10 protein-coding genes are annotated in these 13396 nt (G+C 66.9%); 5 read left to right on the plus strand and 5 right to left on the minus strand.

Annotation, left to right across the window (positions count from 1 at the left end):
• The first annotated feature begins 21 nt into the window (after positions 1 to 21).
• Complete coding sequence (locus G341_RS0114405) at positions 22 to 2475, plus strand: DEAD/DEAH box helicase (RefSeq protein ID WP_026303689.1); 2454 nt, start codon at positions 22 to 24, stop codon at positions 2473 to 2475.
• Here G341_RS0114405 and G341_RS0114410 read toward each other — a convergent pair.
• Positions 2462 to 3409, minus strand: coding sequence for a hydrogen peroxide-inducible genes activator (locus tag G341_RS0114410; protein WP_018179859.1), 948 nt, complete (start codon positions 3407 to 3409; stop codon positions 2462 to 2464). The two genes, G341_RS0114405 and G341_RS0114410, sit on opposite strands and share 14 nt — an antisense overlap.
• Positions 3410 to 3515: 106 nt before the next feature.
• Here G341_RS0114410 and G341_RS0114415 point away from each other — a divergent pair, with 106 nt between their 5' ends.
• Complete coding sequence (locus G341_RS0114415) at positions 3516 to 4103, plus strand: peroxiredoxin (protein ID WP_026303690.1); 588 nt, start codon at positions 3516 to 3518, stop codon at positions 4101 to 4103.
• Between the two features lie 44 nt (positions 4104 to 4147).
• The gene (locus G341_RS0114420; protein WP_018179861.1) at positions 4148 to 4681 is read left to right on the plus strand and encodes an alkyl hydroperoxide reductase; all 534 of its coding nucleotides are present in this window, start codon (positions 4148 to 4150) and stop codon (positions 4679 to 4681) included.
• A gap of 142 nt (positions 4682 to 4823) precedes the next feature.
• On the opposite strand, the gene G341_RS0114425 is transcribed toward G341_RS0114420, so the two are convergent.
• Positions 4824 to 6059, minus strand: coding sequence for an aminotransferase family protein (locus tag G341_RS0114425; RefSeq protein WP_043451673.1), 1236 nt, complete (start codon positions 6057 to 6059; stop codon positions 4824 to 4826).
• A gap of 39 nt (positions 6060 to 6098) precedes the next feature.
• Between G341_RS0114425 and hrpA the strand changes: the two genes are divergently transcribed.
• Positions 6099 to 10100, plus strand: a complete 4002-nt coding sequence (hrpA, locus tag G341_RS0114430) for an ATP-dependent RNA helicase HrpA (RefSeq protein ID WP_018179863.1) — start codon at positions 6099 to 6101, stop codon at positions 10098 to 10100.
• Positions 10101 to 10108: 8 nt separating this feature from the next.
• Here the strand turns inward: hrpA and nrdR are convergent, their stop codons facing one another.
• Positions 10109 to 10564: a transcriptional regulator NrdR gene (gene nrdR / locus G341_RS0114435; protein WP_026303692.1), complete on the minus strand. Its 456-nt coding sequence runs from the start codon at positions 10562 to 10564 to the stop codon at positions 10109 to 10111.
• Positions 10565 to 10696: 132 nt separating this feature from the next.
• Entirely contained in the window at positions 10697 to 11224 is a 528-nt protein-coding gene (locus tag G341_RS24185) for a LysM peptidoglycan-binding domain-containing protein (RefSeq protein ID WP_018179865.1), read from the minus strand.
• 168 nt (positions 11225 to 11392) lie between these two features.
• On the opposite strand from G341_RS24185, the gene lexA reads away from it, so the two are divergent.
• The gene (gene lexA / locus G341_RS0114445) at positions 11393 to 12094 is read left to right on the plus strand and encodes a transcriptional repressor LexA (protein WP_018179866.1); all 702 of its coding nucleotides are present in this window, start codon (positions 11393 to 11395) and stop codon (positions 12092 to 12094) included.
• Between the two features lie 70 nt (positions 12095 to 12164).
• Here lexA and G341_RS0114450 read toward each other — a convergent pair whose 3' ends face one another.
• A complete protein-coding gene (locus G341_RS0114450) occupies positions 12165 to 13307 on the minus strand; it encodes an acyl-CoA dehydrogenase family protein (RefSeq protein ID WP_018179867.1) in 1143 nt (380 codons plus the stop codon).
• Positions 13308 to 13396 lie beyond the last annotated feature (89 nt).

Here is a 13396-nt window from a genome sequence, read left to right on the forward strand (position 1 = left end):
CCGCTGGTAGCCCCACCCTCGGTGGACGGCGCCGCCGCGTGGAATCCCGACGACAGCTACGTCGCCTTCACCGATTGGTGGAACGAGCGCGGCATTGAGCTCTACCCCACCCAGGACGAGGCCGTCCTCGAACTCGCGTCGGGTTCGCACGTCATCCTGTCGACGCCGACCGGCTCCGGTAAGTCGCTGGTGGCCAGCGCCGCACTGTATTTCGCGCTGTGCCGCGGCGAACGGTCGTACTACACCGCGCCGATCAAGGCGCTGGTGAGCGAGAAGTTCTTCGACCTCTGCCGGCAGTTCGGCGCCGACCAGGTCGGCATGCTGACCGGCGATGCCTCCGTCAATCCGCAGGCGCCGATCATCTGCGCCACCGCTGAAATCGTGGCGAATATCGCTCTCCGCGAGGGTGATTCGGCCGCGCCGGGCGTCATCGTGATGGATGAGTTCCACTACTACGCCGAGCCCGATCGTGGCTGGGCGTGGCAGGTGCCGCTCATCGAGCTGCCCCAATTCCAATTCCTGCTGATGTCGGCGACCCTCGGCGACGTGTCCTTCTTCGTCGATGACCTGCGCACGCGCACCGGTCGCGCAACCGCGGCGATCACCGGCACGACCCGGCCGGTGCCGCTGGAGTACGCCTACGCCCTGACCCCCACGGTTCACACCATCACCGAACTGCTGGAGAACGACCGCGGCCCGGTGTATGTCGTGCACTTCACCCAGGCGGCCGCGGTCACTCAGGCGCAGTCGCTGCTGAGTGTCACCGTCGCCGACCGGGCGACCCGCGATGCCATCGCGGCGGAGATCGGCGACTTCCGATTCGCGACCGGATTCGGAAAGGTGCTGTCCCGCTTGGTTCGTGCCGGGATCGGTGTCCATCACGCCGGCATGCTTCCCCGCTATCGACGGCTGGTGGAACGCCTAGCGCAGCAGGGGTTGCTGCGCGTCATCTGCGGGACCGACACCCTCGGCGTGGGCATCAACGTCCCGATTCGTACGGTGCTGCTCACCGGGCTGACCAAGTTCGACGGCGTCCGGCAGCGGCATCTGCGGGCCCGCGAGTTCCATCAGATCGCCGGCCGGGCCGGGCGCGCCGGATTCGATACCGTCGGATACGTCGTGGCCCAGGCGCCCGAACATGACGTCGAGAACGCTCGCGCGGTCGCCAAGGCCGGCGATGATCCCAAGAAGCTCAAGAAGATCCAGCGCAAGAAAGCACCCGAAGGCTTCGTGTCCTGGAGTGAGGCCACCTTCGACAAGCTGGTCGCCGCACCGCCGGAGCCGCTGCGATCGCGGTTCACGGTGACGACATCGATGATCCTGGAAGTGATCGACCGACCCGGCGACTGCTTCGCGCATATGCGGCATCTGCTGGAGGCCAACCATGAACCGCGTGATCGGCAGCGGGCGCACATCCGGCGCGCCATCTCGCTGTACCGGGGATTGTTGTCCGGCAACGTCGTTCAGAAACTCGATCGGCCCGACCGCTCCGGCAAGTGGGTCGCGATCGCCGCCGACCTGCCGAAGAACTTCGCTCTCACAAATCCGCTGTCGGAGTTCGCGCTGGCGGCCACGGATGTACTCGACTACGAGTCGGATGGCTACCCCCTGCAACTGGTCTCGCTGATCGAGTCGACGCTGGAGGATCCGCGGCAGGTGCTGATGGCGCAGCAACGGGTGGCCCGCGACGCGGCGATGGCGGCGATGAAGGCCGACGGCATCGAGTACGACGAGCGAATGGAGCGGCTCAGCGAGGTCACCTGGCCGAAGCCGGAGGCGGAGCTGATCGACGCCGCATTCGAGATCTATCAGCAGTCACATCCGTGGCTGCGCGGCAATCAACCGGCGCCGAAATCGGTGCTGCGCTACATGGTCGAGCATGGGCTGACCTTCAACGAGTTCGTCTCCGAGTTCGGCCTGGCGCGCAGCGAAGGAGTGCTCCTGCGCTACCTGACCGACGCCTATCGAGTGCTGCGCCAGGGCATCTCGCTGGCGGCACGATCAGCCGAAGTCGACGAGGTCATCGAGTGGCTCGGCGTGCTGATCGCACAGATCGATTCCAGCCTCGTCGACGAGTGGGAGCAGCTCTCGTCCGGCCACGTCGACCAACCGGTCACCGACACACCCGCCCCGACAGCGCTGACGACCCAGCCCCGCGCACTGCGAATCATGGTGCGCAACGCCATGTTCCGGATCATCGAGCTGGTTGCCCGGCGACGCTGGGATCAGCTGCCCGGCGATCTGGACTGGGCGGCGGAATTGGCACCGTATTTCGACGAGTACGGCGAGCTCGGCACCGGCCCCGCCGCCCGCGGCCCGGCGTTGTTCAGCTTCGACGGCGACCGACTGGCACGCCAGGTGCTCGACGACCCGGACGGCGACCATGGCTGGGCGGTCGAGGCCGAGATCGACCAGGAGGCGACCGATCAGTCCGGCGAGGTCGCCCTCGCGTCCGTACGGGTCATCGCGGGCTGAGCACTCGCACCGCCCCGCTCGCGGCCACCGTCTCGGTGATGGCGGCGGCGAACTCCCGGAACTCCGTCAATCGCGGGCTGCTCGCCCGTGCGACCAGCCCGATCCGCCGGCCGGGTCGCGCTGCACCACCGGCGAATTCGGCGGTGGTCAGCGGTCCGCGCTCGGCCTCGACCGCGACGGCCGTCCGCGGGATCAGCGTCACCCCGAGGCCGCCCGCCACGCATTGCACCGCGGTCGCCAGCGACGCCGCACGGGTGGGCCCGACATCGGGCCGGACCCCGGCGAGCTGACACACCTCAAGCGCTTGATCGCGCAGGCAGTGCCCCTCGTCGAGGAGCAGCAGCGGCAGATCGGCGAGCACCTCCGGCGAGACCCGCCTACGTCCCGACAGCGGATGACCGGCCGGCAGCGCCAGCACGAAATCCTCCTGGTACATCGGGATCTCGACGATCCCGGACGCGTCCGTCGGCAGCGCCAGCATCGCCACATCGACCGCCCCCGACCGCAGCGCGTCCAGCAGGCGGGCCGTCTGGTCCTCCACCACCCGCAGCCGCAGACTCGGCAGCTGATCGGCCAGGCCCGCGAGCACGCCCGGCAGTACATAGGGGGCGATCGTCGGGATGAGCCCGAGGCGCACCGTCCCCGACAGCGAGCCGCTGGAGCCCGCCGCGACCGATGTGAATTCCGTCACGGAGTCGACCACCCGCTCGGCCGCAGGCAACAGTCGCTCACCGTCTTCTGTCAAGAAGACACGCCGGGTAGATCGTTCGACCAGCGAACGCTCCAGGCCGGCCTCGAGGCCTGCCAACGCCTGCGACAGCGTGGGCTGGCTGATACCCAAACTCTTTGCGGCAGTGCCGAAGTGGCGATGCTGCGCGACCGCGACGAAGGCCCGGAGTGCGGCGATTGTCGGCACATAAAATTGATCGGTCATACCTATGAGTGTAGTGCCATTAATCACGTTTCGCTTTTGACTGTTCTTCGGCAGAATAGGCACAGACGTACGAAACCTGAACTCATATATCTAAGGAGCGATGAGCATGACCCTGCTGACCATCGGCGACCAGTTCCCCGCCTACTCCCTTACCGCCGTCATCGGCGGCGACCTCTCCGCCGTGAACGCTCAGCAGCCCGACGACTACTTCACGAACGTCTCCAGCGACGACGCGGCCGGCAAGTGGCGGATCGTCTTCTTCTGGCCCAAGGACTTCACCTTCGTCTGCCCGACCGAGATCGCCGCGTTCGGCAAGCTGAACGACGAGTTCGAGGACCGCGACGCGCAGGTGCTGGGCGTTTCGGTGGACAACGAGTTCGTCCACTTCCAGTGGCGCGCACAGCATGAGGATCTCAAGACCCTCCCGTTCCCGATGCTGAGCGACCTCAAGCGTGAGCTGGCCGCCGCCACCGGCGTGCTGAACGCCGACGGCGTCGCCGACCGCGCGACCTTCATCGTCGACCCCAACAACGAGATCCAGTTCGTCTCGGTGACCGCAGGTTCGGTCGGCCGCAATGTCGACGAGGTGCTGCGCGTGCTCGACGCTCTGCAGTCCGACGAGCTGTGCGCCTGCAACTGGCGCAAGGGCGACCCGACCATCGATGCCGGCGAACTCCTTTCCGCAAGCGTCTAGCCGGCACCAGCTGAAGAAGGCCTAGTCAACAAGGAGCACAACCTATGTCGATCGAGAATCTGAAGAACGCGCTGCCCGAGTACGCGAAGGACCTCAAGCTCAACCTGGGCTCGATCAGCCGGACCACCGCGCTGAACCCGGAGCAGCTGTGGGGCACGCTGCTCGCCACCGCTGCCGCAACCCGGAACCCGGTGGTGCTCAAGGAGATCGCGGACGAAGCCGCCGACAACCTCTCGGCCGAGGCGTACAACGCCGCGCTGGGTGCCGCGTCGATCATGGGGATGAACAACGTCTTCTACCGTGGCCGCGGATTCCTCGACGGCAAGTACGACGACCTGCGTGCCGGTCTGCGGATGAACATCATCGGCAACCCCGGTGTCGACAAGGCGCTGTTCGAGCTGTGGTCGTTCGCCGTGTCGGCGATCAACGGCTGCGGGCATTGCGTTGCCGCGCATGAGAACACGCTGCGCGAGGCGGGCGTCGACCGCGAGGCCATCCTCGAGGCGCTCAAGGCCGGCAGCATCGTCGCCGGTGTCGCCCAGGCGATCTCGACCGCGGAGCTGTTGGTCAACGCCTGACCCAAGCAACGCCTGACGCAGTAAGACGACGAGAACGGGCCGAGCGCATGATGCGCTCGGCCCATTCTTCGTCGTGTCGGCCCCGTTCGGCCCAGTGCAGCTCGGCCCAGTGCAGTTCCGGTGCAGTTCAGCTCAGAGCAGTTCAGCCCAGGGCGGCGGCGAAGCGCTCGGCCAGCTCGGCGGTCTGGTCGGCGGTCATCACGAACGCCGGCGAGATCTGCATCGCGCCGGCACCCGCGGCCCGACCGCTGACACCGCGCTCGCGCAGCCTCTTCACGAACGGCATCGCCTCGGCGGGATCGGCCAGCTGCACGGCGGCCACCGCACCGTTGCCGCTGCGCACCTCTTCGACGCGCGGATGATCGGCCAGCGGCGCCAGTGCCGAATGCAGGTTGTCGGCCAGCTCCTGCGCGCGGGTCAGCAGATCCTCACGCTCGACGATGTCCAGGCTGGCCATTGCGGCCGCGGCGGCTCCGGCATGTCCGCCGTAGGTGTAGCCGTGGCGCCACCAGACGCCGCCGGCATAGAACGGCTCGGCGATCCTCGGCGCGACGAAGACCGCGCCCATCGGGACGTAACCGGAGGTCAGCCCCTTGGCGACGGTCATCATGTCGGGCTGCAAGTCGAACTTGCCGGATGCGAACCAGCTGCCGCCGATCCGTCCGAAGCCGGTGACGACCTCGTCCGCGACGAACAGCACGTCATGTTCGCGGCAGATGTCGCGCACCTCCCGCAGGTAGCCGTCCGGCGGCAGGTAGATGCCGCCGGCGCCGATGATCGGCTCGCAGAAGAAGGCCGCGATGTTGTCGGCACCGATCCGCTCGATGAGCCCGAGCAGGCTCTTCGCGTCATCCCACTCGACCGTGGCGGCATCCGGCATCAGCTCGCCGTAGCCCTCGCGGTTCGGCGGCAGGCCCGACAGCGCGGTTCCGGCCACGTGCATGCCGTGATAGGCCTTGGTGCGTCCGACGATGATCTTCTTCTCCGGCTTGCCCATCTCGTGCCAGTAGCGGCGCGCCAGCTTGGCCGCCGAATCGATCGAGTCGCTGCCGCCTGAGGTGAAGAAGATCTTGGAGCCCGGGATCGGCGCGATCGCCGACAACCGTTCGGCCAGCTCATACGTGATGTCCGCGGTGAAGTCGCCGAAGCCCGAGAAGTGCGCGAGCTTGCTCAGCTGGTCCCGAACCGCGTCGGCGATCTCGGTGCGGCCGTGGCCGACATTGGTGAACCACAGACCGGCGGTGGCGTCGAGGTACTTGTTTCCCTGGTCGTCCCAGACGTGTACGCCCTCGCCCCTGGTGACGACGAACGGCCCGGAAGCGTTCACGGCGCCCATGTCGGCGAATCCGTGCCACAGTGCTGAGCTAGAGGTAGTCATGAAGGACATCATGCCGAACCCCATTAGGCTTGGTGCAGCATGCCTGTCACTTCTGGGCCCACCCCGCCTTCGCGCACTTCCGAGCCCGCGCCGTCGCCGACCAAGGCACAGCTGTACGCGGCGCTCGCCGACGTCACCCTCCTCGACGAACACCGGCTGCGCCGCAAACTGCGCCGCGCCGACTCTGCGGACGCCCTCGAACGCGTCGCACGCGATGTCGAGAAGAGCCGTTCCCGCCTGCAGCGCCGGCTGGCCGTCGCACCACACCTCGACTACCCAGCACAGCTGCCGGTGTCGGCGGCCCGCGACGAGATCGCCGCGGCGCTGCAGCAGCATCAGGTGATCGTCGTGGCCGGCGAGACCGGTTCGGGCAAGACGACGCAGCTGCCGAAGATCTGCCTGGAACTCGGTCGCGGGCGACGCGGGATGATCGGCCACACCCAGCCACGCCGGCTCGCCGCCCGTGCCGTGGCGACCCGGATCGCCGAGGAATGCCAGACCGAACTCGGCACCGCGGTCGGATTCTCCGTCCGGTTCACCGACCAGGTATCCGACACCACGCTCGTCAAACTGATGACCGACGGCATACTGCTGCGCGAGATCACCAAGGATCGATTCCTCCGCGCCTACGACACCCTCATCATCGACGAGGCGCACGAGCGCAGCCTGAACATCGATTTCATCCTCGGCTATCTCAAACAACTGCTGCCGAAACGACCCGACCTCAAGGTCATCATCACCTCGGCGACGATCGAGCCCGGGCGATTCGCCGAACATTTCGCCGGGCCCGCCGGCCCGGCGCCGATCATCGAGGTCAGCGGTCGCACCTATCCCGTCGAAATCCGTTATCGTCCGCTGCAGCTGCAGCCTGACGATCCCGAGCATGAGCACGTGGATCTCGATCAGCAGCAAGCGATCTCGGCCGCCGTCGACGAACTGTGTTCGGACGCCCCATCCGGCGACATTCTGGTTTTCCTGCCGACCGAACGGGAGATCCGCGACACCGAGCAATCGTTGCGGCACCTGAAGAATCGCGGCATCGACATCCTGCCGCTGTATGCCCGCCTCTCGAACGCCGACCAGCAAAAGGTGTTCGCGCCCCATTCCGGCCGGCGAATCGTCCTGTCCACCAACGTTGCCGAAACCTCGCTGACGGTCCCCGGGATCCGCTACGTGATCGACGCCGGAACCGCTCGCATCTCGCGTTATTCGTACCGCACCAAGGTGCAGCGGCTCCCGATCGAACCGATCTCGCAGGCCAGCGCCCGACAGCGGGCGGGGCGCTGCGGCCGCGTCGCCGACGGCATCTGCATCCGCCTTTACAGCGAGGACGACTACGAATCCCGTCCGGAACACACCGATCCCGAGATCCTGCGCACCAATCTCGCGGCCGTCATCCTGCAGATGACCGCACTCGGCCTGGGCGACATCGCGGCCTTTCCGTTCGTCCAGGCGCCCGACCCCAAGTCGGTCCGCGACGGCGTAGCGCTGCTCGAAGAGCTCGGCGCGCTGAACCCGGTAGGAACATCACAGGCAGGGCCATCACAGGCAGGGCCATCACAGGCAGGCACCCAGTCCCCCGAACGCACGTTGACTCCGGTCGGCCGGGAGCTGTCGCAGCTACCGGTCGATCCGCGCCTGGGCCGGATGCTGGTTGCCGCGCATCAGAACGGCGCCCTGGCCGAAATGCTGATCCTGGTCGCCGCCCTGTCCATTCCCGACGTGCGCGAACGCCCGGCCGAACACCGACAGGCCGCCGACGAGACGCACGCCCGATTCGCGGTCCCCGGATCGGAGTTCCTGAGCTATCTGGAGCTCTGGAAATACCTGGGCGAGCAGCAGAAGACGCTGTCGGGCAATCAGTTCCGCAAGCAGTGCGGCCGCGAATTCCTGCACTGGCTGCGGATCCGCGAATGGCGCGACCTGCACGGCCAGCTGAGTCGCATGACCAAAGACCTGGGATGGCAGCCCAATTCGGCCGCCGCGACACCCGACGTCATCCATCAGTCCGTCCTCGCCGGGCTGCTCAGCCATATCGGCCTGCGCGACGCCGAGACACGAGAATTCCTCGGCGCCCGCGGCACCCGGTTCGCCATCTTCCCGGGCTCCTCGCTTGCTAAGAAGCCGCCACGATTCGTGGTGGCCGCCGAACTGGTCGAGACCTCACGCCTGTGGGCACGGACCGTCGCCGGCGTCGACCCGGCCTGGGCCGAAAGCCTTGCCGGACCACTGGCCAAGCGCAGCTACAGCGAACCGCGATGGTCGGCCAAGCGATCCGGGGCCGTTGCGGCCGAACGGGTCACCCTCTACGGCGTGACGCTGGCGGCCGACCGGCTGGTGCCGCTCGGCCGGATCGATCCGCCCCTGGCCCGCGAGTTGTTCATCCGGCACGCGCTGGTCGAGGGCGACTGGCGCACGAGTCACGCGTTCTTTCAACAGAATCGCGAACTACTGGAAGACGTCGCCGGGCTGGAGGACCGCGCGCGGCGGCGCGACCTGGTGGTCTCGGACGATGCCCTCTTCGACTTCTACGACAAGCGGATCCCCGACGATGTGGTGTCGGGCCGTCACTTCGACACGTGGTGGCGCAAGGAGCGTCGAAAGCATCCCGACTCCCTGACATTCACCGCCGACGACGTCGCGGCCGCAGGTACGGACGCGGTGCAGGCCGGCGACTTCCCCGGTAGCTGGGTGCAGGGCAGCACCGAGTTGGAGCTGCGGTATCGATTCTCACCGGGCGACCCGGACGACGGGGTGACCGCGGTGATCCCATTGCCGTTGCTGCCGACCATCCGGGCCGCCGGTTTCGACTGGCTGGTGCCCGGCTATCGCGCCGAACTCGCCGCCGAGCTGATCCGCACCCTGCCGAAAGCATTGCGGCGCCAGGTGGTTCCCGCTCCGGATATCGCCGCCGCGGCACTCGCCCGGCTGCGGCCGCGCAGCGAGCCGTTGGTGACCGGGCTCGCGCGGGAGGTCTCGTCGCTCGCCGGGGTGGCGCTATCCCCCGGCGACCTACGGCCGACTGAATTGCCGGCGCACCTGCGGATGACGTATCTGGTCGTCGACGATCGCGGCCGGGCCGTGGCCTCCGGCAAGAGTCTTCCGGAGCTGCAGCAGCAACTGGCCGACTCCGCCGAGCATGCGCATCGTGAGGCGGTCGACGAGCGCGGCGGCCCGCCCGCCCGCGACTGGTCCGACGACACGTTCGGGACGCTCGAACGCGAAGTCGTGCAATCGATTGCCGGCCAGCAGGTCACCGGCTACCCAGGTCTGGCCGTCTCCGGTGATGGCGTGCGTGTCCGCGTCTTCATCACCGAACGCGAACGCGACACGAATCATCATCTGGCGGTGCGCAGGCTGCTCGATCTGCAGCTGACGGCGTCGCGTCGCAACCTGCTGTCGGTCCTGGACTCCCCCAGCCGGCTGGCCCTGAGCCAGAGCCCGTACCGGGACACCGACCGGCTGATCGCCGACTGCAGACTCACGGCGCTTGACGACATCCTTCGCGCAGACGCTTTGTCGCACAACGGGTTGCCACGCACCACCGCCGAGTTCGCCGCCCTGCGGGAGCGGGTACGCGCCGAGCTGGGTGCCCGCACGCTGACCGCTTTCACCGCAGCGGTCGACACGCTGCGCGAAGTCGGGCCGCTGCGCTCGACGATCGACGGCTGCCGGGTGCGGCAAGCGGCCGACGACGTCGTCGACCAGCTGGAGAACCTGGTCTTCGACGGTTTCGTCGGCGCCACCGCGTTGGCTCACCTACAGCAAGTGCCCCGCTATCTGCGCGCCGCGCGCACGCGCTTGGAGGCGTTGCCGGCCTCGCAGTCGCGCGACACCGAAGCGATGGCCGCTGTCGATCGGACCGTGGGGCACTGGAATTCGGTCGCCGATTCCGTCTCCGTCGACCTCCGCGACGACCTCAATGAGCGCGCGGGCTGGATCGTCGAAGAGTTGCGAGTCGGCCTGTTCGCGCAGCGACTCGGTACCGCGTATCCGATTTCTGAGAAGCGCGCGAAGAAGATGATCAGCGAACTGCGATAACTACTCGATCAGGAATCGGCACGGGCGGAACGCAGCTCGTCGATCTCGCGCTGGAAGTCGTCGACCGACGCGAACGACCGGTAGACCGACGCGAACCGCAGATAGGCGACTTCGTCGAGATCGCGCAGCGGGCCGAGGATCGCCAAACCCACCTCGTTACTGGGGATTTCCGCCGACCCGCTGGATCGCACCGAGTCCTCGACCGCCTGCGCCAACTTCTGCAGCTTGTCGTCGTCGACCTGCCGGCCCTGGCAGGCGCGGCGCACACCCTTCATCACCTTCTCGCGACTGAATGGTTCGGTGACGCCATTTCGTTTGACGACGGCGAGTACGGCACTCTCGACTGTCGTGAAACGGCGTCCGCATTCATTGCACGACCGGCGCCTGCGGATCGCCTGCCCCTCGTCGGCCAGGCGCGAGTCGACCACGCGGGTGTCTTCGTTCTTGCAGAACGGGCAGTGCATCGGCGCATCCTCGGCAGGCAGTGGTACGACCGCACCGGAATCCGGCGCGTTATACACGGGCGCTGCCCAGAATACTGGTGGTCCAGCGCCGATCAATACCGTCGGCGGCTTGGTCCGCACCGCGCCCGCCCGCTAGCGCTGGTAGACGGGCGCGAGCAGCGGCTGACCGGCCATCAGCTGCGCATTCGGCAGATCATTGAGATCGAGAATCTTGTCGATGACAACGGACGACGGCATCGTCGGCGCAACGCGTTGTGCCACATCGCCGATGGTCTCGCCCGGCTTCACGTGCACGACCTCGGTCTGCGCCGACGCGGGCAGCGTCGCCTGCTCGATTCCGTTGCCCACCAGGCCGACGACGAACACGGTGATCGCGAGACCCAGGCCCACGAGAATGCCGACCGCCCAGGCCCGCCGCCGGGCATAGACGGACCGCGGCTCGCGTGGCATTCCCGCGCATGCGGTGCCCGCCGGCGATGCCGACATCGGCCGCCCGCCGGGCCGCTGACCGTACGGGCGCACGCGGCCGCCGCGGCCATCCCGCGGACCGCGAACCGCCGTGCCGCCGGAACGGCGAACGGTGCTTCCGGAGCCGCGGACCGGGGCGCGGAAATCGTCGGTGTAGATATCGGTGGAACGCAGTGCCAGTGCCGTGGCCATGTCGTCTCTCCTTCGATCATTCTTCGAACACCCGTTTGAGTGAACCTATGTTCGAATTTGTACCACGCGGCTCCGACAAGTGCGCAACATCGGTCGAACAGATGTTTGAAACTTGTGACCTTCTCGGCTAGCGTGGTCGACAACACCACCGACAGGAGAGGTATCCCGATGACTGAAAAGCGCGGGTCAGACGAGGGATCCGGCGACGCGACGCCCGAGCCCGGCGCCGAGGCCAGCCTGACTGATCGGCAACAACGCGTACTGGGAGTCATCCGCGCATCTGTTCGAGAGCGGGGCTACCCGCCGAGCATTCGCGAGATCGGCGACGCCGTCGGACTGACATCGACCTCGTCCGTGGCGCACCAGCTTCGCACCCTCGAACGCAAGGGCTTCCTGAAGCGCGACGACAACCGTCCGCGCGCGATCAACGTCCAGGACAGCGACGGTGAGCCGACGACGTCGGTGCTGGGCGAGGGCGATACGTCCCTGCCTACACCCACCTTCGTCCCGGTCCTCGGCCGGATCGCCGCCGGCGGCCCGATCCTCGCCGAAGAAGCCGTCGAGGATGTGTTCCCGCTCCCCCGCGAGCTGGTCGGTGAGGGATCGCTGTTTCTGTTGAAGGTGGTCGGCGATTCGATGGTCGACGCGGCGATCTGCGACGGCGACTGGGTGGTGGTGCGCCAGCAGAACGTCGCCGAGAACGGCGACATCGTGGCCGCCATGCTCGACGGCGAGGCAACCGTCAAGACGTTCAAACGCGTTGCGGGCGGCCAGGTCTGGCTGATGCCGCACAACGTCGAGTACGACCCGATCGACGGCAACCACGCCCAGATCCTCGGCAAAGTAGTGACGGTGATCCGCAGAATCTAGCGAAACGCGAGGATCCCCGGCCTCGGCGCAAAGCCAAGACCGGGGATCCAGAGGTGCGTTGGCGCAGGTATCAGACGCCCAACGACCTACCAATGATTTCCTTCATGATTTCAGTGGTTCCGCCATAGATGGTCTGGACGCGAGCGTCGAGGAACGCCTTGGCGACGAAGTATTCGCGCATGTATCCGTAGCCGCCGTGCAACTGCAGGCAGCGGTCGATGAGGTGTACCTGGTTCTCGCTGGCGTAGTACTTGGCCATCGCGGCCTCGGGAACGGTCAGCTTGCCCTGGACGAGCAGGTCGATGCAGCGGTCGACGAAGACGCGGGTGGCCGCGGTCGAGGTCGCCAGCTCGGCGAGTAGGAACCGGCTGTTCTGGAAGTTGCCGATCGACTTGCCGAACGCCTTGCGGTCCTTGGTGTATTCGATGGTCTTCTCGAGCACCGACTCCATCGCGGCGGCTGCGGCGACGGCGATCGAAAGCCGCTCCTGCGGCAGATTCTGCATCAGGTAGATGAAGCCCATCCCCTCTTCGCCGAGGAGGTTCTCGGCGGGCACGCGCACATCGTTGAAACTCAGCTCGGCGGTGTCCTGCGCCTTGAGGCCGACCTTGTCGAGGTTGCGCCCCCGTTCGAAACCCTCCATGCCACGCTCGACGGCGATGAGGCTGAAGCCCTTCGAGCCGGCTTCCGGGTCGGTGCGGCAGACGACGATCACCAGATCGGCGTTGATGCCGTTGGTGATGAATGTCTTGGAGCCGTTGATGATCCAGTCGCTGCCGGACTTGGTCGCCGTGGTGCGGATGCCCTGCAGGTCGCTGCCGGTGCCGGGCTCGGTCATCGCGATGGCGGTAATCATCTCGCCGCTGCAGTACTTGGGCAACCACCGCTGCTTCTGCTCGTCGTTGCAGAGAGCCATCAGGTACGGCGCGATGATGTCGTTGTGCAGGGTGAATCCCGGTCCGCTGAAGCCGCCGCGGGCGCTCTCCTCGCCGATGATGGCGTTGTAGCGGAAGTCGTCGACGCCACCGCCGCCGAACTCCTCGGGGATAGCCATCCCGAGGAAGCCGTTCTTACCCGCCTCGAGCCAGACGTCGCGATCGACGATTTCCTGCTCTTCCCACCGGGCGTGGTTCGGTGCCACGTGCTGGGCGAGAAAGCCCTGGTAGGCCTCCCGGAACAGGTCGTGCTCGGGTTCGAAGATCGTGCGTTCCACAGTGCCTCCTAGACAGGCGTCCAAACAAAACATGCAGGAATGATTGTTATCGCAGTGTAGAGCACGGGCCGAGCGGGCGTTCGGGTGGA

The organism is Jongsikchunia kroppenstedtii DSM 45133 (genome assembly GCF_000380485.1).
Classification (GTDB): domain Bacteria; phylum Actinomycetota; class Actinomycetes; order Mycobacteriales; family Mycobacteriaceae; genus Jongsikchunia; species Jongsikchunia kroppenstedtii.

Coding starts and splice junctions, on each gene's coding strand:
- nrdR (WP_026303692.1), bottom strand. CDS start 10,564: ATGCACTGCCCGTTCTGCAAGAACGAAGACACCCGCGTGGTCGACTCG.
- G341_RS0114425 (WP_043451673.1), bottom strand. CDS start 6,059: ATGACTACCTCTAGCTCAGCACTGTGGCACGGATTCGCCGACATGGGC.
- lexA (WP_018179866.1), top strand. CDS start 11,393: ATGACTGAAAAGCGCGGGTCAGACGAGGGATCCGGCGACGCGACGCCC.
- G341_RS24185 (WP_018179865.1), bottom strand. CDS start 11,224: ATGGCCACGGCACTGGCACTGCGTTCCACCGATATCTACACCGACGAT.
- G341_RS0114420 (WP_018179861.1), top strand. CDS start 4,148: ATGTCGATCGAGAATCTGAAGAACGCGCTGCCCGAGTACGCGAAGGAC.
- G341_RS0114415 (WP_026303690.1), top strand. CDS start 3,516: ATGACCCTGCTGACCATCGGCGACCAGTTCCCCGCCTACTCCCTTACC.
- hrpA (WP_018179863.1), top strand. CDS start 6,099: ATGCCTGTCACTTCTGGGCCCACCCCGCCTTCGCGCACTTCCGAGCCC.
- G341_RS0114410 (WP_018179859.1), bottom strand. CDS start 3,409: ATGACCGATCAATTTTATGTGCCGACAATCGCCGCACTCCGGGCCTTC.